Here is a 21,002-nt window from a genome sequence, read left to right on the forward strand (position 1 = left end):
CGTTGATGCCCGTGAGCCGTGGTGCGGCGGTCGATCAATGCGCCCTCGCTGCAAAGACTTCGGTGCGGGGCGAAGCCTTTGCCGTGGGCAACGCCCGGCATCGACGCTAAGATCGGCGCATGGCGACACCGCGTTTTGATATCATCGGACAGGCGATTGCGGATGCAAGCCGCACCCGGATGCTCTGCGAGCTGATGGAGGGGCGTGCTTTCACCAACAAGGAACTGGCCAGCGCCGCAGGGGTCACGCCGCAGACGGCCTCTGCCCATCTGCGCCTGTTGCAGGATGCCGGTCTGGTGGTGGCGGAAAAGCGCGGGCGTTGTGTTTTTCATCGCCTGTCGGGGCCAGAGGTGGCGCACACGCTGGAGCAATTGGCAGCGATTGCCCCCATGGACAGCCTGTACCGCGCACAGCGCCGCAAGGCCGGCGGGCTCGCGGAGGTGCGCAGCTGCTATGATCACCTCGCCGGGCCGCTGGCCGTGGCACTTGCGGATGCGCTGATCGCGCGCGGTCATCTGCGCGAAGAGGCAGGCGGCTTTCATCCGGTTGCAGGCGCCGTCTGGACAGGGCTTGGTGTGACGGTGCCGGAGCATGTCGGGCGCACGCCCTTTGCCCGGCCCTGCATGGATTGGACCGAGCGGCGTTTGCATATCGCAGGCCCGATGGGGCGGCAGATCCTCACCCATGCGCTGGAGGCTGGCTGGCTTCGCCGCCCTGTGCGCGGCCGTGGGCTGGAGGTGACGGCACCGGGGCACCGGGCCCTCCATGATATGCTTGGTTTGGGGGGCGTGCTGGCGCGTGGGACCACATCGAAAAGCTGTGAAGAGGCTTGATTTACGGCGCAAATGCCCCGACGTTAAAGAGATGAACGATCACAGCACCGGGTCCTTCCCGACACCGCCGCCGTCTGAACAGATCGCCTTTCACCGGCGCGAGCTCTCCGTGATCATGTCGCTCTATGGCCGCATGGTGGCGGCCGGGGAATGGCGCGATTACGGCCTGTCACACCTGCGCGAAATGGCTGTGTTTTCAGTGTTTCGCCGCACGGCTGAAAATCCTCTTTACCGGATCGAGAAACGTCCCAAGCTGCGCAACCGGCAGGGGCAATATTCCGTGGTAGGGATGGACGGCCAGATTCTGAAGCGCGGCAATGACCTCAAGACCGTGCTGCGGGTGTTGGAGCGCAAACTGATCCGCGCCGTGGAGTAACAGCCCGCGCGGCCCCGGCCCGGATCGGATCGCTGCGCGATCCGACCGCTCTTGATCGCACAGCCTTCGCGCCCTGCAACCTGGATGCTTGGTCAGCCCAGGCGTTTATGCGCTGTCACTGGCCCGTCGCCCTGATCAACGATGCGGGTGATCGCCGCGTGAAGCGGTTCCAGAGTCACCGCCATGGCATGCGCATTTGCGTGCAGCAGTGTCAGCGGGTCGCGTACCCAGCCCACATGCCCTTTCCAGAATAAGAGGTCCCCCCGCTCATACGGGCTGCCGTCGGGCAAAGCGCTGCCCAGAGAGGCCTCCTGCGGGCCGCTGTCGCCGGGGCATTCAAGACCGCAGGCATGGCACGAAAGCTGCACCAGTCCGGAGCAATCAATACCAAAGCGGCTATTGCCCCCCCACAGATAAGGCGTGCCCAAAAGCGCTTCGGCCACCGTCACCGGATCGGGGGCGCGGGTCGCCAGTGGGGACAGATGCACCAGCGGCACGAACCCCTGATCTGTCTGAGCAAAACGGTCGTGCGTGCCACGTACCGCAACCTGGCTGCCAAGGCTGAGCGCGGTCAGCTCCGGCGATTTGAAGTCCGCCTGCGCATAGGCATGGGTGGCGGGCGCGCTGACCCAATGGGTCATCGGGAGCGGCTCTGCCAGATGCGTCTCGGCGACCCAGCCGGTGTAGCCGTCCTTTTCTGCGCGCAAATGGCACCAGCCGTCCTGGCGCGACAGGATCTCGGCGTGATCGCCCATCAGCAATTGCCGCTCGCGCGCGCCATTTGGCGCTTTGCACAGATCGCTGACCGGGCGGGCGATACGGGTACGGGTCATGACAGCGCCAGCATGTCCGGCAGCGCCTGAAATAGCGCGCGGGTGCCCTGGCCGACGCCACCTTTGGGGCGCGCGGGTAGGCTGGATGGGCACCAGCCGAACACGTCGAAATGCATGTAGCGCGCCTCTCCGGCGAAGCGACGCAGGAACAATGCGGCGGTGATCGCCCCAGCCAATCCCCCGGATGGTGCGTTGTCCAGATCGGCAATGCCGGGTTCGATCATCGCCTCGTAGGGGGCGTGAAACGGCAGCCGCCAGACCGGGTCCGCCGCGTCCTGCGCATTGCTCGCCAGTGTCACCGCATCGCCCTCGCGGTCCGTGAAAAACGGGGCAATGTCGGCGCCGACAGCCACCCGTGCAGCCCCGGTCAGGGTTGCCATGGAAATCAGCAGATCGGGGGTGTCTTCCTGGGCCAGCGCCAGCGCATCGGCCAGCACCAGACGGCCCTCGGCATCGGTGTTGTTGATCTCAACCGTCAGCCCCTTGCGCGACGTCAGAATGTCACCGGGACGGAAGGCAGGGCCGGAGACGGCGTTTTCCACCGCCGGGATCAGCACCCGCAATTGCAGCCTGAGACCCGTCGCCATGATCATATGCGCCAGACCCAGCACATTTGCCGATCCGCCCATGTCCTTTTTCATCAAGGCCATGCTGGCGCCGGGTTTGAGGTTCAGGCCACCGGTGTCAAAACACACGCCCTTGCCAACCAGCGTCAGCGTCGGGCCCTCGCTGCCCCAGCGCATGTCGATCAGACGCGGGGCGCGATCAGAGGCTCGGCCCACCGTGTGAATGAGCGGGAAGTCCTGCGCCAGCAGATCCTCGCCGACCACGGTCGTGACGGTCGCGCCATGCACCTCTGCCAACGATTCGACCGCCTGTTGCAACTGTTCCGGACCCATGTCCTCGGCTGGAGTATTGATGAGCGTGCGGGTGAACGTCTCTCCTGCGGCCATCACCTCGACCCGCGCGGCATCGACGCCCTCTGGCGCGATCAACCGGGCCTTGGCGCCGGTGTTTTTTGCATAGCGATCAAAGGCGTATTGCGCCATCAGCCAGCCAAAGCACTCGACCTCGGGGGACAAGTCAGCGGGCAGGTCCGAGGCCAACGCATAGGTGCCTTCGGGCAGTTTGGCGGCAGCCGCGGCGAGCAGGAAGCGCTGGCGTTGGCGGCTTTTGGGCGATCCTGCGCCAACCAGGGCACCACTTGCAGTGCCATCAGGGCCGGGCAGCACCACCACCTGACCCCATGCGCCGCTAAAGCCCATAGTACGGGCCCAGCCTGCGGTTGCGGCGTCTTGCTGTGACAGCCAAGCCTCCAGGGTGCGCTCTGTTACGATGTGCAGGGGAAGCCCCGCGTCGGAAGCGGGGGCAAAGGTCGGTACGGCCAGGTTGGGCACGGCAAAATGGGGCTGCATGGACAGGTCCTCTTGGTATGGCTTGGGTCTAATGCCTCTTGCCACCAGAGTATCTGTCGCAGCCGCCGCCGCAAGCCCAACCGGGCCGAACTCAAAACCAACATGGACGCGCCGCGTCTGCGGCGAATCCCTCAGACCGTCAGGTCGTGCTGTTCCCAGACTGCGGTCAGGGAGCTTTCGCCGACGCGGATCAGGCGGAACAGCGTCGCTGCCACCGCCGGAGAATCATCCGCGTCAATTGCGCTGGTAACATCGCATGCAATGCCGGCCATGGCCGTCATTCCGATCTGCTCCGAGATCGCGATCAATGATCTTGCGCTCTTGCGCAGATTTTCGAAATCGTCTTGACGCCAAAGTCGTTCGCAATGCGTCAGACGCACCGCGAGCTCCTCGATGGCGCGGCACACGACATCTTCGGCACTTGTTTCGCCCAGCTGAGAGTAGAGCTCTGTCAGCTTTTGCGGGTCCAAGTGGACGTTTTCCCTAAGATTGACTGTGAGTATATTAGCCACCACTATTCACCCCGTATTCGGTATGCCCCCACGGCATGGCACCAATTTGCGCCGCACTGGTTGTCAAAAGGTTTCCATCCGAAACGTATATCTCTCGAATTTGCCGTGAATTGCGGTTATCACAACCGACAGTCGACAACCCGAGGTATATGACATGGACTATGCAAAGCCCCTGCCGAGCTATCTGGTATCCCGTTATCACGGCTGGAAAGCAACGGTCTATGAAGAGAACCAGGGCTGGTATCGCCGCCTTGCCAAAGAGGGACAGCGCCCGCGGGCCATGGTGATTTCCTGCTGTGACAGCCGGGTGCATGTGACCTCGATCTTTGGCGCTGATCAGGGCGAGTTCTTCATCCACCGCAATATCGCCAATCTGGTGCCCCCCTATGCGCCTGACGGCGATCACCACGGCACCTCTGCCACGGTCGAATATGCCGTGACTGTGCTCAAGGTGGCGCATCTGATCGTGCTGGGGCATTCGCAATGTGGCGGTGTTCAGGGATGCATCGACATGTGCAAGGGCCATGCGCCGGCGCTGGAGGAAAAGACCAGCTTTGTCGGGCGCTGGATGGATATCCTGAAGCCGCGATTCTCCGAGGTCGAGCACATCGAGGATGCGCATGAACAGGCGCGTCAGTTCGAGCGCCAGGCCGTTGTTGCCTCGCTGGAAAACCTGATGACGTTCCCGTTCATCGAGAGCGCAGTAACGTCCGGAGAGCTCAGCCTGCATGGGCTCTGGACCGATATCGGCGAGGGCGGGCTGGAGTGCTACGACCCCAAGTCGAGCAAGTTCACCAAGGTCTGAAGACACCGGAATGAGCAGCAGGTTCGGGGCGGTTCAGGCCCCGGATTTCAGCTGCTCCGCCGCCCTGGCGTAGCCGCCGGATGCGCCATCCACGAAATGCATGTGATCGTCCTGCATCGGTGATGGAACGATGCAGGTCACCAGAGCCTCGTCCTGCGTATGCAGCCCATAGTGGGCAATGCCATTGGCCCGCGCCTCGGTCAGCAATCCCTCGATCACCGCCTGAGTCTGTGCGGTGCAGTCGACGGTCATTTTCAGCCCGTCATCAAATTTGCGAAAATCGGCGTTTGCGGCGATCACGGAACGATATCGGACCGGGTCGAAATTGCCCGTGGGGCGTCCGCGCAGGAACAGAATCCCCGCAAATACAGAGTTCGCAAGCAGCGCGCATTTTCGGAGAATTGCAGGTAAGTTTCCGCGTGACAGGCGGGCCTCCATCGCGAGGCCGCGCGGCGGAAACCGCATGTTCGGCCCGGCGACCGGCAGCGGGTGGCCGCCGCGATCACTCTTGCGGACCTCTGACAGAATCTCGCGCACCAGTTGGTCAAAGGCGGCGCGATCCGTGTCGGGCTGCGGCACCACCAGCAGGGACAGGATTTGCCCGTTGACCGAGGCGACATTGTCCCAGCGACAGGACAGCCCGTCCAGATTGGGGGATTGCACCGGGTGGGCGGGCGGAATGTCGAAACGTCCGGCCTTCATCTGCCCTTCGACCCAGGCCACACCGCCGCCGTCGAACATCGCATAGTCCAGATGCTCGGAGGCCGCAAAGCGGGCGACGCGCACGTCAAAGCCCTCGGTCCGCACCTCCGCCACAGGCACCAGAGCGGCGCGCAGGGTGATGTCGAATTCCTGCTGCACCCAGGACCGCAGTTTTGCCAGCTCCCGCCGCGCGGTCTCGGCCAGATCAGGCGGCACCGCAAAGGAGGTGCCGTCGCCGCCAAACACAAACGGAAACGGCGCGTGGTCAAACGCGTTCATCAGCGCAGCGATGGCGGAGGCACCGACCATGTTCACCGTCTTGTAGCGTCCCTGCGCCAGCAGCCCGGTCGAATCCACGATGTCGCAGCAGCCGACGAGCCAATCCTCGGGCAGCGGCGTGAACCGGGTGCCGCGGGTCAGCTCCGCAAAGCTCTTCATCTTGGTGAGGCTGGCGTAGAACGGATCTGCGCGTGTCATTCACTGTCTCTGCATTGGGCGGCCATGCGCCGCGAATTGGGCGCTGATGGCGTAAACCTGTAGTGATTTTCATGCGGAACAAGCCACCCTCGCGCAAGCGTGACAGGCCGAAACATCGCCTTCAACAGAGGGGCAGGGGCAGAAAAGCCGCAGTCTTATGGAACAAAACCCTGTGAAACGGTGTTTCACGCTGAATCGCGCCTTTCAATGCAGCCGCAGAAACTATATCACACCGCAGCCGGTCATGAGGCCGGACCAAATTTGGAGAAACTATCATGGGTTATCGCGTCGTTGTCGCCGGCGCCACGGGCAACGTGGGCCGTGAAATGCTGAATATTCTGGCCGAACGCCAGTTTCCAGTGGATGAGATTGCCGTTCTGGCATCGCGCCGTTCGTTGGGGACGGAGGTCACTTTCGGCGACAAGACACTGAAGACCCAGGACCTCGACACGTTCGATTTCACCGGCTGGGATATGGCGCTGTTTGCCATCGGGTCTGACGCCACCAAGCAATACGCGCCCAAGGCCGCAAAGGCGGGTTGCGTGGTGATCGACAATTCGTCGCTCTATCGCTACGACCGCGATGTGCCGCTGATCGTGCCGGAGGTGAACCCCGAGGCCGTGCATGGTTATGACAAGAAGAACATCATCGCCAACCCCAACTGCTCCACCGCGCAGATGGTTGTGGCGCTGAAGCCCTTGCATGATCGTGCCAAGATCAAACGCGTTGTGGTGTCGACCTACCAATCCGTTTCCGGCTCCGGCAAGGATGCCATCGACGAGCTGTGGGATCAGACCAAGGCGCATTACAATCCGACCGACGATTACCAGCGCAAGGTCTACCCGAAGGACATCGCCTTCAACGTGATCCCGCATATCGACGTGTTCCTTGATGATGGCTCCACCAAGGAAGAGTGGAAGATGGTCGCCGAGACCAAGAAGATCATCGACCCCAGCATCAAGCTGACCGCGACCTGCGTGCGGGTACCGGTGTTTGTCGGCCACTCCGAGGCGATCAACATCGAGTTTGAAGACTTCCTTGATGAAGACGAGGCCCGCGACATCCTGCGCGAGGCTCCGGGCATCATGGTGATCGACAAGCGTGAGGACGGCGGCTACGTGACGCCGAAAGAATGCGTCGGCGATTTTGCCACCTTCATCAGCCGCATCCGTCAGGACTCGACGCTGGACAACGGTCTGAACATCTGGTGCGTCTCCGACAACCTGCGCAAGGGCGCCGCCCTGAACGCGGTGCAGATCGCCGAGCTGTTGGGCCGTGAGGTTCTGAAGAAGGGCTGATCGTCGTCCAATACGGACACGGAGCTGACGCCTGGATGGGACATACCATCAGGCAATCGGCCAATATCGGATCATGAGGGGCGTCCCGGCGGGGCGCCCCTTGCTTTTGCGCAGGCATCGGGCGAGCGTGGGCGCAATGATTTGATCTGCAGGTGATTTCCATGCGCGTTCTTCTGTCCTCCGCCCTCCTTGGGGCCGCGGCCCTGATGTCCACCACCGCCCTGGCCGATACGTTCTCGGCCACAAGCCGCGTCAGCGCGGTCACTGTCTACCCCAGCGAGGCGCTGATCACGCGCACCGCAGAGGTGGAGCTGCCGGCGGGCCGCCACCGTATCCTGATTGGCGGCATGCCCTTCATTGACGAGATCGAAGGCCTGCAGGTGATCCACCCCGGAGTGCGCCGTGTTGGCCTTTACATGCGCGAGGGCTATCCGGTGTTGCAGGATGCCTCGACACCCGAGCGCGAGGCCGCCAAGGCCCGCGTCGTGGAGGTGGAGGATCAGATCGACGCCCTGCACCGCGCATCGGCAGAGGCGCGACTGGCCGCGGACGGGGCAGAGGCCTCGATCGCGTTCCTGACCCAGCTGGGGCGGGGCGAGGGCACGGCCCTTCCCGATCCCGATCAGCTGCGCGCCCTGATCACCACCATTGGCGAGGAAACCGCGCAGGCGCGCGAGACCATCCTGCGTACCGAAGCAACGGAACGCAGCTTTGAGCGGGACCTGACAGCGCTTGAGGCGGAGCTGCTGCGGGCCCAGGCCGAGCTTGAGGCGCTGTCGCAGCAGGACGAGAAGCAGATGTTCCTGGCGCTGGATGTGCTGGCCTCCGAGGGGGTGACGGTCCCGCTGCGCCTGAGCTACCCGGCGGATGCGGTGTCTTGGCAGCCTGCGTACGAGTTCAACCTCAAGACCGGCGACGCCCCGCAAGTCGCATTGCGTCGTGACATCATGATCCAGCAGGCCACGGGCGAGGACTGGGTGGATGTGGCGTTGCGCGTCTCTACCTCGACACCGGATCAGCGGATCAATCCAAACGAGCTGTGGCCCGCCCGGCGGTGGATCGAGGACGACTACGAAGCAAAGCAGCAGTTTTCCTCCGATAGCCGCGTCATGAGTGATTCTCTCGAGGCCTCGGTTGCCGCGCCTGTCATGATGGAAGAAGCAGGTGGCGGCTTTGGCACCGTGACCAGCGAGGCGGGCGTCTCCTACAGCTTTGAAACGCCGGTGACCCTGCGCTCCGGGGCGGAGCTTGCCTATCTCAACCTGCCGGATGTGACGATGATGGCCGAGGTGACCGCGCGCGCGGTGCCGCGTCGCGACCAGACCGCCTTTCGCATGGCCAGCGTGACCAACACCAGTGGTGAGGAGCTGCTGGGCAGTTCCAACAGCCGGTTCTTTGTCGATGGTGAGCTGATCGGCTCCGGGCATTTTGGCGGGCTGACCTCGGAGGCCGAGGCGGATCTGGGCTTTGGCCCCATTGATGGTCTGCGCATCAAACGCGACCTGCTGGATCAGAGCGAAGGCGGGCGCGGCGTGATCTCGCGCAGCAACCAGCGCGACCTTACAGCGGAGATCGAGGTGGAGAACCTGACCGGCGACACCTGGCCCCTGAGAGTGCTGGACCAGGTGCCCTACAGCGAGCAGGAGGATCTGGAAATCAACTGGTCCGCCAGCCCTGCGCCGAGCGAGGAGAACGTTGAGAAGCAGCGCGGCATCCTTGCGTGGGATCTGGAAATGCAGCCGGGCGAGACCCGTGTTATCACCCTCAACACCCGCCTTTCATGGCCCGAGGGAAAAGTTCTGCGATAGGCCAAGTGCATCGGGGAACGGCTCAAAAGTACACTAAACTGTACTTTTGGGCCGCCTGAGTAACCTAAGAGCGCCCCATTTTTGCCTTCGATCAGGGTATTCTGATCTCAGAGTGGATTGGAGGGTGAACCATGAGTTTTCATGACCAGAATGACGAAGTCGAAAAGCTGACGTATGGGCAAACCGCTTGGGGCTGTGCCAGCACCCGAGAGCGTCTGGACTCCGAGTCAATGATGTTGCTGCGGGCCAACCTGAGCGAGCCGATGACCACGGCCGACAGCTGGCCGACCCTGCGGGAGATGCTGCGCGGCAAGGGATTTGACATGAAGCCCCGTGCAGGCCGTCTGCGTCTGGTGGACCTGCAAAGCCGCGTCGAGATCTGCACCTTTGGCCTGCTGGGCCATCCCCGCGTCGAGCTGGAAAAACGCTTTGGCGGCTTGCCACAGATGCACTGAGCTCGTCGCATGCACTTAGACCGCCGTTCCCGTGGGCAACAGGCACGGCGGTGGGGTTGCGTTGGCAGTGACCTTACCTCAGCCGGTTCCGTCGTCTGACCATCGCGACGCCAGCGCCCGTGCGCTCTGGGCCAGCAAGACCACGTCGATCCCGACCGCGAGGAACTGCGCGCCCATCTCGGCATAGGCCTGCGTCGCCTCTTCGGTGACGCCAAGAATGCCGGGCGCTTTGCCCGCCGCCTTTATCCTTGTGATCGCGTCGGCGATCACCGCGCGCACCTCCGGATGGGCGGAATTGCCCTGATGACCCATGTCGGTGGACAGATCCGCCGGGCCGATAAAGATCCCGTCGACCCCCTCTACCGCGAGGATGGCATCGAGGTTCTCAATGCCGATGCGGTTTTCCACCTGCAGCAGCAGGCAGATCTGCGCGTCTGCGGTCTGAATATACTCCGGCGTGCCGCCAAAGCGGGTGGCGCGCGCTCCGGCCGCGCCGACACCGCGTGTGCCCTCGGGCGGATAGCGACAGGCGCGCACCAGTTCGGCCGCCTGATCTGCGGTTTCCACCATTGGCACCAGAACCGTCTGCGCGCCGGCATCCAGCACTTGTTTGATGATCCAGGTCTCGCCGATCGGCACCCGCACCACCGGTTCGGCGCTGGATGTCGCAAGTGCGACCAACTGGTCGCGGATCGAGCGGATGTCGTTGGGCGCGTGTTCGCCGTCGATCACCAACCAGTCAAAGCCCGCGGTGCCCATTAATTCGGTTGTGATGGCCTCGCCAAAGCTGCACCAGCAGCCGATCTGACGCTGGCCCTCGGTGAGGGCCTGTTTGAAGTGGTTTTTCGGCGCGGCCATGTCTAACCTCTTTTATTCAAATGAAATCTCGACGGTGCCGAAATCGGCAAAATCGGCATGTATCTGGGTTCCGGGCGGGCATTCCACGGGCCGGATGAAGGAGCCTGACAAGACGATATCGCCCGCCTCGATCTGTTGTCCATAGTCCGCCATGCGCCGCGCCAGCCACAACACGGAGGTGACCGGATCGTCCAGCACGCCCGCGCCTAAGCCGGTTTCCTCCACCACGCCATCGCGTTTCAGGATCGCACCGACGCGACGCAGATCAAAGGCGTCGACCGGATGCTGTGCCGCGCCCATCACGATGCCCGCATTGGCGGCGTTGTCGCTGATGGTGTCGGTGATGATCCGTGCCTGCCCGGTTTTGGGATCGGTGCGCAGGATGCGGGTGTCGAGGATCTCCAGCGACGGGGCCACATAATCGGTGGCCTTCAGGATGTCGTCGCGGGTGCAGTCGCGGCCCGGGAGTGGGGATTTCATCACAAAGGCAATCTCGGCCTCGACGCGGGGTTGGATGAAGCGACCGGCGGGCACGGTGCTGGCATTTTCAAACACCATATCATCGAGGAGCACGCCCGAGTCCGGCGTGGTGATGTTCAGCGCCTGCTGCATGGCGCGGCTGGTGAGGCCGATCTTCCAGCCGATTTTGCGGTGCCCTTGCGCCAGCTTCTGCGCCACCAGTGCGGCCTGCACCGCATAGGCGTCGTCCAGCGTCATGCCGGGATAAGCGAGCGAGAGGAGGTCGCATTGCTGGCCTGTCTCCTCGGCCTGCAAAAGCTGGGCGGCGGCCTCGGCGTGTTGATCCGGGGTCATGCCTCATCCTCTACCGTGTTGCGCAGAATGCCGATGCCTTCGCCCTCGACCTCGATCACGTCACCGGGTTGCAGGAACTTCGGCGGGTCAAACCGCGCACCGGCGCCGGTGGGGGTGCCGGTGACGATGATGTCGCCGGGCACCAGCGTGGTGAAGGTAGAGATATAGGCGATCTGACGGCGGATCGGGAACAGCATCCGGGAGGTGCGATCATCCTGGCGCAGCTCGCCATTGACCTTGGTGGTGAGGCGTATGTCATCAAGCTGTGCTGGAGCCGTGAAGGGCACCAGCCAGGGACCGATCGCGCCGGAGGAGTCCCAGTTCTTGCCCTGCGTGACGTTGAATTTGGCATGGCGCACCCAGTCGCGAATTGTGCCTTCGTTGCAGAGGGTTATCGCGGCGATATGGTCATAGGCGTCTGCCTCAGAAATGCGGCGGCCGCCCTTGCCGATGACAATGGCGATCTCGCCCTCGTAATCCAGCTGCGGGCTTTCCGGGGGGCGGATCAGCGGGCTACCTGCGCCGGTGAAGCTGCGCGCAAAACGTGGAAACAGCGACATGTTTGGCGGGGCCGCTTGCCCGTCCTTGTATTCCGCATTGCGGTCGGGAAAGTTGACGCCGACGCAGATGATCTTTTCCGGGCGGGGCACCGGGATCTGATAGGTGATCTGGTCGAGTGTATGGGTCACATCCCGCCCCTGCACGGCTTGGGCGAGGGTATGGAGGGCGTCGGCCTCGATCACCTCGCGCAGGCTGGGCCAGTCGGGGAAATCTGCTGAGAGGGCGATTGCGCCCGCGTCAGTGATGGCGCCATAGAAAGTCTCGCCCGCGGTGGTATAGGTGGCAAAGCGCATCATGTCAGTCCTCGTGCAATCTCGGTGATCACATCATGGGCCAGCATGATGTCTGCTTCGGTGGTTTCAAATGCGCCCGCCTGAAACCGGATCACCAGCGCGCCGTCGACGCGGGTCTGGGTGAGGTAGATGCGGCCATCGTCATTGATCTTGTTGACCAGCTCAAGGTTCAGCGCATCGAGGTCCGTGGCCCCGTCAGGCGTGTAGCGGAAGGTCCAGAGCGACCACATCGGCGGGGTTATGATTTCAAAATCCGGCTCTTGCGCCAGGGCGTCGTGAAGTTGGCGCGACCATGCAACATGGTTGCGGATGCGTTGTCGCAATCCTTCAATGCCGTAGGTGCGGATCAGAAACCAGATCTTCAGCGCGCGGAAGCGACGGCCCAAGGGGACCGACCATTCGGAATAGTTGATGATGCCGTCGTGACCGTGGGTTTTCAGGTATTCCGGGCTGATGGCGAGGGTGCGCACCAGATCATCGGCGTTCTTCAGGAAATGCGCCGAGCAATCGAACTGCGCGCCGAGCCATTTGTGCGGGTTGAAGACGATGCTGTCGGCGTTCTCAACGCCGGGCCAGTAGTCGCGAAACTCCGGGCAGATCATCGCGGAACCGGCCCAGGCCGCGTCCACATGGGTGTAGAGGTCGTGGGCTTGGGCGACCCTGATGCATTCGGCCACGGGGTCAGTGGCGCCGGTGCCGGTGCCGCCCACGCAGAGGATAACACCCGCCGGATGCAGGCCAGCGGCCTTGTCGGCCTCAATGGCGGCCTCAAGGGCGGCGGGGTCCATGCCGCGCCAGTCGCCTTTGATTGGCACGCGCACAAGGTTGGCCTGACCGATGCCCGCAACCCAGATGGCGCGGTCCACAGACGTATGCACCTCCGCCGAGCAATAGATGCGCAAGGTCGGCTGGCCGGACAGCCCCTGTTGGTTGCCCTGCCAGTTCAAGGCCCGTTCGCGCATGGTGAGCACGGCGGCAAGGGTGGCGGAGGAGGCGCTGTCTTGGATGACGCCGCGAAATTCCCCGGGCAGGCCAAGGGATTGGCGCAGCCAGTCCATCATCCGGGTCTCCATCTCGGTCGCCGCCGGAGAGGTCTGCCAGAGCATGCATTGCGGTGCGATGGCGGAGGTCAGGAATTCCGCCAGCACCGAGGGCGCGGCGGCATTGGAGGCGAAATAAGCAAAGAAGCGCGGGTGCTGCCAATGGGTGATGCCGGGCATCACCTTTTCCTCAAAATCGGCAAAGATCGCCTCCATCCCCTCGCCTTGTTCCGGCGGGGTCTCGGGCAGCGCGTTCAGCATATCGCCGGGTTTGGTCTGCGCGCGCACCGGGCGCTCGCCCACTGTGAGGTGGTAGTCCTGCGCCCAGTCGGCGACCTTGCGGCCCCAGCCTGCGAAATCGGTCCAGTTCATTATATGCTCCCTTGTTCGGGCTTTGGCCCGAGCAGCGCCTTTCCGGCGGGCGGTCAGGCGCTGCCCTCTGGTGTGTTACGGCGCGATGATCGGTTGTGCCTTGAGATCACTGTCGCGGATCTCGGCACCGTCAAACAGCGAGCCTTCTTCGAACCAGCTGCGCGGCGCGGGTGCGCCCCAGAGGGTCTGACGCTGAGGATCGGTGAGGGACCATTTGATCGGTTCCAGGTCTGCGTCGCAGGTCTGATAGTCCGAGCAATAGATCTCAATCCGGTGGCCATCAGGATCGCGCACATAGAGGAAGAAGGCGTTGGAGATGCCGTGGCGGCCGGGGCCGCGCTCGATATTGGCGACGTAGCCGGTGGTGGCCATCAGGTCGAGAAGGTCGATGATGTTGAGCGGGGTTGGCACCCAGAAGGCGGTGTGATGCAGGCGCGGCCCGGTTCCATTGGTGAAGGCCACATCATGCACGCCGCCCTTGCGGTGCATCCATGCGGCCCAGACGCGGCCGGACTCGTCATCCTCGGTATATTCGGTGACGCGAAATCCCATCTCGCCGTAAAAGGCGATCGCCTCGTCCACATTGGCGGAGAACATGTTGAAGTGGTCGATGCGCAGAGGTTTGACGCCGTTGTAGAGCCTGTATTGCTGGTGGATCGGCGGCAGGCGGTCCATCTTGACGTAGAATTCCAGCGGCACACCCCATGGATCGCAGGTGCGGAAGCACTTCCCCATGAAGGGGCGCTCGATCCACTCCACGGGCAGGCCTTTGCCCTCGAAGAAGGCGGCGGCTTTGTCGAGTTCGGGGGTGTCGTAGAGCTTGAAGCCGAGGCAGGAGACGCCGGCGCTGTCGGATTGGCGCAGGATGATGCAGTGGTGGCCGCGTTCCTCCATCGCGCGCAGGTAGATGCGGTTGTCGTTCTCTGCCGTGACTTGCAGGCCGAGGATGTCGACATAGAAAGCGCGGGAGGCGGCAAGATCGGTGACGCCGTATTCAACATGGCTGAGGCGGGTGATGTTGAAGGGCGGGTAGAGGGTCGGTGCGGGAATGGGCATGTCGGGTCTCCTCCGAATGGACAGGCCGAATGTTAGGGCGACATGCGAGGGGCTCTGCCCCTCGCGCTCCCCGAGGTATTTGGGAAAAGATGAAGGGTTCAGGCGCCGAGGCGGGGGATCTTGTGGTGCCCGGTGGCAAAGCCGATGTGTTTCTGTTCCATGTAAAACTCAAAGCTCCAGTCGCCGCCGTCGCGGCCAATCCCGGACGCCTTGACGCCGCCGAAGGGGGTTGGCAGGTGGCGGACGTTTTCCGAGTTCACCCAGATCATCCCGGCCTCGAGCTGGGTGGTGAAGCGCATGGCGCGGGTGACATCATTGGTCCAGACATAGGCGGTGAGACCATATTGCGTGTCATTGGCGATGCTAAGCGCCTCGGCCTCGTCGGTGAAGCGGATGGCGGTGAGGACCGGGCCGAAGATTTCCTCCTGCGCGATGGTCATGTCGTTTGTGGCCCCTGTGAAGAGGGTGGGGCGGACGAACCAGCCTGTGTCGCCGTGGCGCGCGCCGCCAGCCGCGATGGTGGCGCCGTCCTTGCGAGCGATGTCGAAATAGGAGGTTACCTTGTCGAAGTGGACCTTGTGGATCAGCGGGCCGATCTCGGTGCTCGGGTCCAGCGGGTGGCCGACCTGAATATTGTTGACGCGCTCGATCAGTCTGGCCTCGAAGTCCTCGGCGATGTCCTGGTGGATCAGCAGGCGGGAGGAGGAGGTGCAGCGCTCGCCATTCAGGGAGTAGATCATGAAAATCGCCGCATCCAAGGCGCGGTCCAGGTCGGCATCGTCAAAGACCACCACCGGGTTCTTGCCGCCGAGTTCGAAATGCACCCGCTTCAGGGTTGGGGCGCCCTGGGCCATGATCATCGAGCCGGTCTTGCTCTCGCCGACAAAGGCGATGGCCTTGATGTCGGGGTGTTCGGTGAGGGCGCGGCCTGCCTCTTCGCCCAAGCCATTCACGAGGTTCCACACGCCCGGCGGTAGGCCGGCATCATGGGCGATCTCGGCAAGGATGCGGGCGGTAAGGGGAGAGAATTCCGCCGGTTTATGCACCACGGTGCAGCCTGCGGCCAGCGCGGGCGCGATCTTCCACGTCGAGAGCATAAAGGGTGTGTTCCACGGCGTGATGACGCCGATCGGGCCGAGCGGCACCCGGGTGGTCACATTCATCAGCGTGGGCGAGGGCAGCATCTGACCGTCCCGGGCGCTGGGCGCACGATCCGCAAAGAAGCGGAAGTTATCCGCACCGCGCAGGGCGGCCTTGGACATGAAGCGCAGGGCCTGACCGGTGTCCCAGCATTCACAGAGCGCGATCTCCTCGGCGCGAGCAACGATGCCGTCGGCGATGCGATGCAGGATCGCCTTGCGCTCTGTGGCGGGCATGTCGCGCCAGGCGGGAAAGGCCGCCTTGGCGGCCTGTGCGGCGACGTCGATGTCAGTGGCATCGCCACGGGCCACGGTGCAGATGACACTTTCGTCCACCGGGGAGGTGGTCTCGAAGGTCTGGCCGGAGGCGGCGGGGCGGGCCTCGCCATTGATTAGGTTGGTGATGCCGCTTGCGCGGTGTTTGTCCAGCAGGGCGTCGAGTGTGGCGAGATTGGCGGCGAGATCGCTCATGCGGGGTCTCCTGTGCTCAGATGATCGCGGATGGTGCCGCATTTGGGCGAAAGCGCGGGGTCGATGTCGCGCATCTCCAGCGAGAGCGCGATGGGGTGGGTGTCCATCGCCGGGGCGAGATAGGCGCGGGCGGCATTGAAGATCGTCTCGGTTGCGGCCTCGCGGGTGGGCAGGTCGCGCCCGCCGCGCAAACGGACCGAAATGTCGAGATACATGAAGTCGGCGTTGCCATCGGCCATGCTAACGTGGTCCGCTGCAAAGGCACGGACCCGGACGCCTGCCAGCGGCAGGACGCCGGTGTCGATGGCTGCACGGCGCAACAGGTCGCAGAGCTGTGCTATGTCGATGATCTGCGCCAGCCGGGGTGCGTAGTCCAAGGTTATATGGGGCATTCGGGTCCTCCTCCCAAACTGCTTAACATGTTATCTTTATGTGCCCTTGCTGTCAACGACAGGCTGCGGAAATTACTTAACTTCGCGAAATGATTGCCAAGATTGTCGTTCAGGGCGATACAGGAGGGCATGACACATGCATTGCCCTCCACGGACCGCTCTCTTCCCATTGCCTTGCTGCGCGCGCGCGAGCGGGTGATGGGGCCGATTCGTCATTTGCTGAGCGACGTTGATCTGACCGAACAACAATGGCGGGTGCTGCGCGTGGTGCAGGAAAGCGGGCCGATCGATCCGACGCAGATTGCTGATCGTGCCTGTTTGCTGCTGCCGAGCCTGACCCGGATCCTGCAGAAGCTGGAGGAGAAGGGCCTGATCAACCGGGTCCGCGACGAGGCCGACCGTCGCCGTCAGGTGATTACCCTGACCGCGGCAGGGGACACGGTGATCGAGGAGAACATCGATGCCAGCCTCGAATTGATCGAACGCACGCGCGAGAAAATGGGGCCGGACCGCTATGAGGCGCTGCTGGACCTGCTGAACGACCTTTACGAGCTGGACGACTGAGCCGCGTCAGGCGGGGCGACGCAGCAGGATTTGCACATCCGCCACATTGGTGCCGGTGCCGCCGATGCTGACCAGCGCGTCTGCAGCCTGCAGGGCGGCGTAGCTGTCGTTATTGTTCAACAATGCCTCTGGGTCCGCGCCTGCCTGCGCAATCTCTGCCCAGGTCTGCGGGGTGACCAGACCGCCCGCCGCATCCGTGGGGCCATCGCGGCCATCGGTGCCGCCGGAGAGGAAGACCCAATCCCCGTCCAGCCCATCTGCCGCCTGTGCGACGCGCAGGGCAAGCTCCTGATTGCGCCCGCCGCGGCCGGTGCCGGTCAGGCGCACAGTGGTCTCACCGCCGAACAACAGCGCGACGGGGCGGTCCATGGGGGCGGAGTGTGCAGCCGCTAGAACGCGGGTGGCAGCCTCTGTCACGTCGCCGGTGAGGTCGGCGATCAGCTCTGGCACCTGCCAGCCGAGGGCCTCGGCCCGGTCGCGCATCGCCTCCAGGCTGAAGCGGTTGGAGCCGATCAGGATGTTCTGCGCCACGGGCGTTTCGTGGGCGGCACCGGCCTCTGACAGATGGGTTTGCACCGTGTCGGGCAGGGTGCGCCACAGTCCTTGGTCCTGCAGCAGCGCGCGGGCGTCCTGTGCGGTGCCGAGCGGGTCGACGGTGGGGCCGGAGGCGATGGCGCGCAAGTCGTCGCCGATCACATCCGACAGGATCAACGCGGTGACCCGTGCGGGGGCGGCAGCACGACAGAGGCCCCCGCCCTTGAGCTGCGACAGGTTCTGACGGATCAGGTTCATGCGATTGATGTCCAGCCCGGAGGCCAGCAGCATCTCGTTGACGGCGGCCTTGTCCGTGAGGGTCAACCCCGGCGCTGGTGCCACCATCAGGGCGGAGCCACCGCCGGAGATCAGCATGAGCACTTGATCCTGTGGGCTGAGGTTCTTCAGCAGATCAAGCGCCCGCGCCCCGGCAGCGGCGCTGGTCTGGTCCGGGACGGGATGTGCGCCGGTGATGACCTCGGCCCCAGCGAGATCCGCTTGGTTTTCCGGGTTGGTGATGGCCAGCGCGGTGGCGGGGGCCTCGGGCAGGGTGGCCAGTGCGGCGCGCATCATCGGCACCGCGGCCTTGCCCACGGCGATAACGATGCGGCGGCCCTCCCCCTCAAGCGGTGCAAGGGGCTGCGTGGCGAGGTGTGCACGCACGGCGGCTGCGGGATCAGCGCGGTCAATGGCACAGCGGAACAGCTCCAGCGCGGTGTCGTGCAGGCTTTGGGTCATTGGCGGGCGGTCCTGTCCGTGAGGGCGGTTGTGGACATAGTGTCCCCCGGTTGAGGTGGGGGTCAATGGGGCGGGCTTTCAAATCGAGCCTTATAATCCTTCATGCTTTTGGGATCATCAAAATGATTGGACTGAGGGCGCTCACACGGTTTGATGGGGGCAGAGATTTTGAGAAGGCGATGTGATGACAAAACCGACCTATTACGCCCCCCACGGAGGGCTGCCGCCGCAGACCCAGCTCCTGACGGACCGGGCCATGTTCACCGAAGCCTATGCGGTGATCCCGAAGGGCACCAACAGCGATATCGTGACCAGCTTCCTGCCGTTCTGGGAGAAGTCGCGGTTCTGGGTGATCGCGCGGCCGCTGTCGGGCTTTGCCGAGACGTTTTCGCATTACATCGCCGAAGTGCAGCCCGGTGGTGGCTCCGACCGGCCCGAGACCGAGGCAGGCGTCGAGGCGGTGCTGTTTGTGGTCGAGGGGCAGATGCTGCTGACCATCGATGGGCAGGCGCATGAAATGGGCGAGGGCGGCTATGCCTTCCTGCCGCCATCCGCCAGATGGACACTGACCAACAGCAGCGATGCGCCGGTACGATTCCACTGGATCCGCAAGGCCTATCAGGCGGTCGAAGGCATCGAGGCGCCGGAGGCCTTTGTCACCAACGAACAAGACGTAACGCCCACCGCGATGGCGGGAACCGATGGCAAATGGGCCACCTCGCGTTTTGTCGATCCGGAAGACCTGCGCCACGACATGCATGTGACGATCGTGACGTTTGAACCCGGCGCGGTGATCCCCTTTGCCGAGACCCATGTGATGGAACACGGGCTCTATGTGCTGGAGGGCAAGGCGGTCTATCGGCTCAATCAGGACTGGGTCGAGGTCGAGGCCGGTGACTACATGTGGCTGCGCGCCTTCTGCCCGCAGGCGTGTTACGCCGGTGGTCCGGGGCTGTTCCGCTATCTGCTTTACAAGGATGTGAACCGGCATATGCCGCTGGCACCGCTGCGTTGAGGACAGCGCCCGAGCCGGTGTGGGGGTAAAGCCCCCTCCCGGGGAAGGTCGGGGGCTGTCCGGCCTGTCGGCCAGACTGTTGCTAAAATGAAAAAGGGCCGCGCGATGCGGCCCTTTTGCTGTCATATGGGTGCCCGTCAGCCAGCGTCGCGCGATTGACCAAGCGAGCCTTTGGAGTGGCCCGACATGCCGCCGGAGACCTCCTCGGTCGATTCATTCGCCAGCTCTTCCGGCAGGATCAGGTTCAGCACGATGGAGATCACGGCGGCGGGCAGCAGGCCGCTGGTCAACAGGATGCGCGGCGTGTCCGCGACATGTTGTAGGGCGCCGGGTTCCAGCTGCAGCCCGAGGCCGATGGAGAGCGAGATGGCAAAGATCACCATGTTGCGCCGGTTCCACTCCACGTCCGACAGGATCGAGATGCCCGCTGCAACCACCATGCCGAACATCACGATGACACCGCCGCCGAGCACTTCGATCGGGACGGTGCGGATCAGCGCGCCGACCTTGGGGACCAGCCCGCAGACAATCAGGAAGATCGCGCCGCAGGTCACCACGTGGCGGCTCATGACGCCGGTCATGGCAATCAGGCCGACGTTCTGGCTGAAGGAGGTGTTGGGCATGGCGCCAAAGGCCCCGGCCAGCGCCGAGCCGAACCCGTCGGCGTAGATCGCGCCTTCGATTTCGGTGTCGGTGGCTTCGCGACCCGCGCCGCCCTTGGTGATGCCGGAGACATCGCCCACGGTTTCCACCGCCGAGACAAAGGCCATCAGGCAGAAGCCCAAGATGGCGGCGAAGGAGAACTCGAACCCGTATTTGAACGGCTGAGGCAGCGCAAATGCGGCGGCGTTGCCCCAGGAGCCGGAGATGGCGTCAAAGCTGAGCATGCCGACCATCAGCGCGTAGACATAGCCGACGATGAGGCCCAGCAGCACCGCGGAGACCGACAGCATGCCGCGGGTGAAGAACTTCAGCCCCAGCGTCACCAAAATCACCACCAGTGCGGCGGACCAGTTGAGCAGCGAGCCGTATTCCGGTGTGCCGATGGCGGGAACGCCACCTGCGGCGTATTGAATGCCGACCTTGACCAGCGCCAGGCCGATCATGGTGACCACGAGGCCGGTGACCAGCGGCGGCAGCGCAAAGCGGATCTTGCCGATGATGAGGCCGAGAGCGGCGTGGAACAGCCCGCCGATCAGCACCCCGCCGAACAGTGCGGCAAGCGCGTCGACGCCCTTGCCCGCAACCAGCGGGATCATGATCGGCAGGAAGGCGAAGGATGTGCCCTGAACGATCGGCAGCCGTGCACCCACGGGGCCGAGGGTGAGCGTCTGCATCAGGGTGGCGATACCGGCAAACAGCATCGACATCTGGATCAGGTAGAGCAGTTCCGGGAAATCGGGCGAGTTGGAACCAAAACCAAATCCGGCGGCGCCTGCGACGATGATCGCTGGCGTCACATTAGAGACGAACATCGCCAGCACGTGCTGGATGCCCAGCGGAATGGCCTTGGCCAGTGGGGGCATGTAGTCGGGATCGCGGAGCTGCTCCGGCGTCCCGATGGAGGTATCAGACATTTTCTGTTCCCTGTTGGTTGGCGGATCTCCCGGCCTCGTTTGGCGGGTCGGGATGATCCAGATGA

At 63.7% G+C, this 21,002-nt stretch carries 21 protein-coding genes; 8 read left to right on the top strand and 13 right to left on the bottom strand.

All coding sequences use genetic code 11. From position 1 onward, the window contains the following. Positions 1-119: 119 nt before the first annotated feature. Entirely contained in the window at positions 120-833 is a 714-nt protein-coding gene (locus R1T40_RS17460; RefSeq protein ID WP_317385028.1) for an ArsR/SmtB family transcription factor, read from the top strand. A gap of 31 nt (positions 834-864) precedes the next feature. After that, positions 865-1,209 carry a DUF2794 domain-containing protein gene (locus R1T40_RS17465; protein WP_106164336.1) on the top strand — a complete coding sequence of 115 codons (345 nt, stop codon included), beginning with the start codon at positions 865-867 and terminating at the stop codon, positions 1,207-1,209. Between the two features lie 92 nt (positions 1,210-1,301). On the opposite strand, the gene R1T40_RS17470 is transcribed toward R1T40_RS17465, so the two are convergent. The 3 genes from R1T40_RS17470 to R1T40_RS17480 all read right to left on the bottom strand — a co-directional run bounded on the left by R1T40_RS17470 (position 1,302) and on the right by R1T40_RS17480 (position 3,927). Beyond that, entirely contained in the window at positions 1,302-2,042 is a 741-nt protein-coding gene (locus R1T40_RS17470) for a C40 family peptidase (protein WP_106164335.1), read from the bottom strand. Further along, positions 2,039-3,457: a leucyl aminopeptidase family protein gene (locus tag R1T40_RS17475; protein ID WP_317385029.1), complete on the bottom strand. Its 1,419-nt coding sequence runs from the start codon at positions 3,455-3,457 to the stop codon at positions 2,039-2,041. The genes R1T40_RS17470 and R1T40_RS17475 overlap by 4 nt, the downstream gene beginning before the upstream one ends. A gap of 131 nt (positions 3,458-3,588) precedes the next feature. After that, positions 3,589-3,927, bottom strand: coding sequence for a hypothetical protein (locus tag R1T40_RS17480; RefSeq protein ID WP_106164333.1), 339 nt, complete (start codon positions 3,925-3,927; stop codon positions 3,589-3,591). A 196-nt stretch (positions 3,928-4,123) separates the two neighbouring features. Here R1T40_RS17480 and R1T40_RS17485 point away from each other — a divergent pair, with 196 nt between their 5' ends. After that, positions 4,124-4,774: a carbonic anhydrase gene (locus tag R1T40_RS17485; RefSeq protein WP_106164332.1), complete on the top strand. Its 651-nt coding sequence runs from the start codon at positions 4,124-4,126 to the stop codon at positions 4,772-4,774. A 33-nt stretch (positions 4,775-4,807) separates the two neighbouring features. Here R1T40_RS17485 and R1T40_RS17490 read toward each other — a convergent pair whose 3' ends face one another. Then, positions 4,808-5,953: a DUF3095 domain-containing protein gene (locus tag R1T40_RS17490; RefSeq protein ID WP_317385030.1), complete on the bottom strand. Its 1,146-nt coding sequence runs from the start codon at positions 5,951-5,953 to the stop codon at positions 4,808-4,810. Positions 5,954-6,228: 275 nt separating this feature from the next. Between R1T40_RS17490 and R1T40_RS17495 the strand changes: the two genes are divergently transcribed. The 3 genes from R1T40_RS17495 (at position 6,229) to R1T40_RS17505 (ending at position 9,514) form a co-directional block, all read left to right on the top strand. Then, entirely contained in the window at positions 6,229-7,251 is a 1,023-nt protein-coding gene (locus tag R1T40_RS17495) for an aspartate-semialdehyde dehydrogenase (protein WP_106164330.1), read from the top strand. A 161-nt stretch (positions 7,252-7,412) separates the two neighbouring features. Beyond that, a complete protein-coding gene (locus R1T40_RS17500) occupies positions 7,413-9,059 on the top strand; it encodes a DUF4139 domain-containing protein (protein WP_317385031.1) in 1,647 nt (548 codons plus the stop codon). A gap of 131 nt (positions 9,060-9,190) precedes the next feature. Continuing rightward, the gene (locus R1T40_RS17505; RefSeq protein WP_106164328.1) at positions 9,191-9,514 is read left to right on the top strand and encodes a hypothetical protein; all 324 of its coding nucleotides are present in this window, start codon (positions 9,191-9,193) and stop codon (positions 9,512-9,514) included. A gap of 78 nt (positions 9,515-9,592) precedes the next feature. Here the strand turns inward: R1T40_RS17505 and R1T40_RS17510 are convergent, their stop codons facing one another. The 7 genes from R1T40_RS17510 to R1T40_RS17540 form a co-directional block, all read right to left on the bottom strand. Further along, positions 9,593-10,372: an HpcH/HpaI aldolase/citrate lyase family protein gene (locus tag R1T40_RS17510; RefSeq protein ID WP_317385032.1), complete on the bottom strand. Its 780-nt coding sequence runs from the start codon at positions 10,370-10,372 to the stop codon at positions 9,593-9,595. 12 nt (positions 10,373-10,384) lie between these two features. Beyond that, complete coding sequence (gene hpaH / locus R1T40_RS17515) at positions 10,385-11,185, bottom strand: 2-oxo-hept-4-ene-1,7-dioate hydratase (protein ID WP_317385033.1); 801 nt, start codon at positions 11,183-11,185, stop codon at positions 10,385-10,387. Next, on the bottom strand, positions 11,182-12,039 hold the full coding sequence (locus tag R1T40_RS17520) for a fumarylacetoacetate hydrolase family protein (RefSeq protein WP_317386997.1): 858 nt from the start codon (positions 12,037-12,039) through the stop codon (positions 11,182-11,184). The genes hpaH and R1T40_RS17520 overlap by 4 nt, the downstream gene beginning before the upstream one ends. Continuing rightward, a complete protein-coding gene (locus tag R1T40_RS17525) occupies positions 12,039-13,451 on the bottom strand; it encodes a pyridoxal phosphate-dependent decarboxylase family protein (protein ID WP_317385034.1) in 1,413 nt (470 codons plus the stop codon). Before R1T40_RS17525 ends, R1T40_RS17520 begins: the two co-directional genes overlap by 1 nt. Before the next feature lie 75 nt (positions 13,452-13,526). Continuing rightward, positions 13,527-14,507, bottom strand: a complete 981-nt coding sequence (gene hpaD, locus R1T40_RS17530) for a 3,4-dihydroxyphenylacetate 2,3-dioxygenase (RefSeq protein ID WP_317385035.1) — start codon at positions 14,505-14,507, stop codon at positions 13,527-13,529. A gap of 98 nt (positions 14,508-14,605) precedes the next feature. Next, entirely contained in the window at positions 14,606-16,117 is a 1,512-nt protein-coding gene (hpaE, locus tag R1T40_RS17535; RefSeq protein ID WP_317385036.1) for a 5-carboxymethyl-2-hydroxymuconate semialdehyde dehydrogenase, read from the bottom strand. Continuing rightward, positions 16,114-16,509 (bottom strand): 5-carboxymethyl-2-hydroxymuconate isomerase, encoded by a 396-nt coding sequence (locus R1T40_RS17540; protein WP_317385037.1) that lies wholly within the window; start codon positions 16,507-16,509, stop codon positions 16,114-16,116. The genes hpaE and R1T40_RS17540 overlap by 4 nt, the downstream gene beginning before the upstream one ends. 129 nt (positions 16,510-16,638) lie before the next feature. On the opposite strand from R1T40_RS17540, the gene hpaR reads away from it, so the two are divergent. Continuing rightward, on the top strand, positions 16,639-17,073 hold the full coding sequence (hpaR, locus tag R1T40_RS17545) for a homoprotocatechuate degradation operon regulator HpaR (protein WP_106164320.1): 435 nt from the start codon (positions 16,639-16,641) through the stop codon (positions 17,071-17,073). A gap of 6 nt (positions 17,074-17,079) precedes the next feature. Here the strand turns inward: hpaR and R1T40_RS17550 are convergent, their stop codons facing one another. Further along, on the bottom strand, positions 17,080-18,345 hold the full coding sequence (locus R1T40_RS17550) for a glycerate kinase type-2 family protein (protein ID WP_317385038.1): 1,266 nt from the start codon (positions 18,343-18,345) through the stop codon (positions 17,080-17,082). Positions 18,346-18,529: 184 nt separating this feature from the next. Here R1T40_RS17550 and R1T40_RS17555 point away from each other — a divergent pair, with 184 nt between their 5' ends. Further along, positions 18,530-19,360: a bifunctional allantoicase/(S)-ureidoglycine aminohydrolase gene (locus R1T40_RS17555; protein WP_317385039.1), complete on the top strand. Its 831-nt coding sequence runs from the start codon at positions 18,530-18,532 to the stop codon at positions 19,358-19,360. A 137-nt stretch (positions 19,361-19,497) separates the two neighbouring features. Here R1T40_RS17555 and R1T40_RS17560 read toward each other — a convergent pair whose 3' ends face one another. Further along, complete coding sequence (locus R1T40_RS17560) at positions 19,498-20,937, bottom strand: uracil-xanthine permease family protein (RefSeq protein ID WP_317385040.1); 1,440 nt, start codon at positions 20,935-20,937, stop codon at positions 19,498-19,500. Positions 20,938-21,002: the final 65 nt, after the last annotated feature.

Source organism: Tritonibacter scottomollicae (assembly GCF_032924845.1).
GTDB classification, from domain to species: Bacteria; Pseudomonadota; Alphaproteobacteria; order Rhodobacterales; family Rhodobacteraceae; genus Epibacterium; species Epibacterium scottomollicae.

Coding starts and splice junctions, on each gene's coding strand:
- R1T40_RS17460 (WP_317385028.1), top strand. CDS start 120: ATGGCGACACCGCGTTTTGATATCATCGGACAGGCGATTGCGGATGCA.
- R1T40_RS17465 (WP_106164336.1), top strand. CDS start 865: ATGAACGATCACAGCACCGGGTCCTTCCCGACACCGCCGCCGTCTGAA.
- R1T40_RS17470 (WP_106164335.1), bottom strand. CDS start 2,042: ATGACCCGTACCCGTATCGCCCGCCCGGTCAGCGATCTGTGCAAAGCG.
- R1T40_RS17475 (WP_317385029.1), bottom strand. CDS start 3,457: ATGCAGCCCCATTTTGCCGTGCCCAACCTGGCCGTACCGACCTTTGCC.
- R1T40_RS17485 (WP_106164332.1), top strand. CDS start 4,124: ATGGACTATGCAAAGCCCCTGCCGAGCTATCTGGTATCCCGTTATCAC.
- R1T40_RS17490 (WP_317385030.1), bottom strand. CDS start 5,953: ATGACACGCGCAGATCCGTTCTACGCCAGCCTCACCAAGATGAAGAGC.
- R1T40_RS17495 (WP_106164330.1), top strand. CDS start 6,229: ATGGGTTATCGCGTCGTTGTCGCCGGCGCCACGGGCAACGTGGGCCGT.
- R1T40_RS17500 (WP_317385031.1), top strand. CDS start 7,413: ATGCGCGTTCTTCTGTCCTCCGCCCTCCTTGGGGCCGCGGCCCTGATG.
- R1T40_RS17505 (WP_106164328.1), top strand. CDS start 9,191: ATGAGTTTTCATGACCAGAATGACGAAGTCGAAAAGCTGACGTATGGG.
- R1T40_RS17510 (WP_317385032.1), bottom strand. CDS start 10,372: ATGGCCGCGCCGAAAAACCACTTCAAACAGGCCCTCACCGAGGGCCAG.
- hpaH (WP_317385033.1), bottom strand. CDS start 11,185: ATGACCCCGGATCAACACGCCGAGGCCGCCGCCCAGCTTTTGCAGGCC.
- R1T40_RS17520 (WP_317386997.1), bottom strand. CDS start 12,039: ATGCGCTTTGCCACCTATACCACCGCGGGCGAGACTTTCTATGGCGCC.
- R1T40_RS17525 (WP_317385034.1), bottom strand. CDS start 13,451: ATGAACTGGACCGATTTCGCAGGCTGGGGCCGCAAGGTCGCCGACTGG.
- hpaD (WP_317385035.1), bottom strand. CDS start 14,507: ATGCCCATTCCCGCACCGACCCTCTACCCGCCCTTCAACATCACCCGC.
- hpaE (WP_317385036.1), bottom strand. CDS start 16,117: ATGAGCGATCTCGCCGCCAATCTCGCCACACTCGACGCCCTGCTGGAC.
- R1T40_RS17540 (WP_317385037.1), bottom strand. CDS start 16,509: ATGCCCCATATAACCTTGGACTACGCACCCCGGCTGGCGCAGATCATC.
- hpaR (WP_106164320.1), top strand. CDS start 16,639: ATGACACATGCATTGCCCTCCACGGACCGCTCTCTTCCCATTGCCTTG.
- R1T40_RS17550 (WP_317385038.1), bottom strand. CDS start 18,345: ATGACCCAAAGCCTGCACGACACCGCGCTGGAGCTGTTCCGCTGTGCC.
- R1T40_RS17555 (WP_317385039.1), top strand. CDS start 18,530: ATGACAAAACCGACCTATTACGCCCCCCACGGAGGGCTGCCGCCGCAG.
- R1T40_RS17560 (WP_317385040.1), bottom strand. CDS start 20,937: ATGTCTGATACCTCCATCGGGACGCCGGAGCAGCTCCGCGATCCCGAC.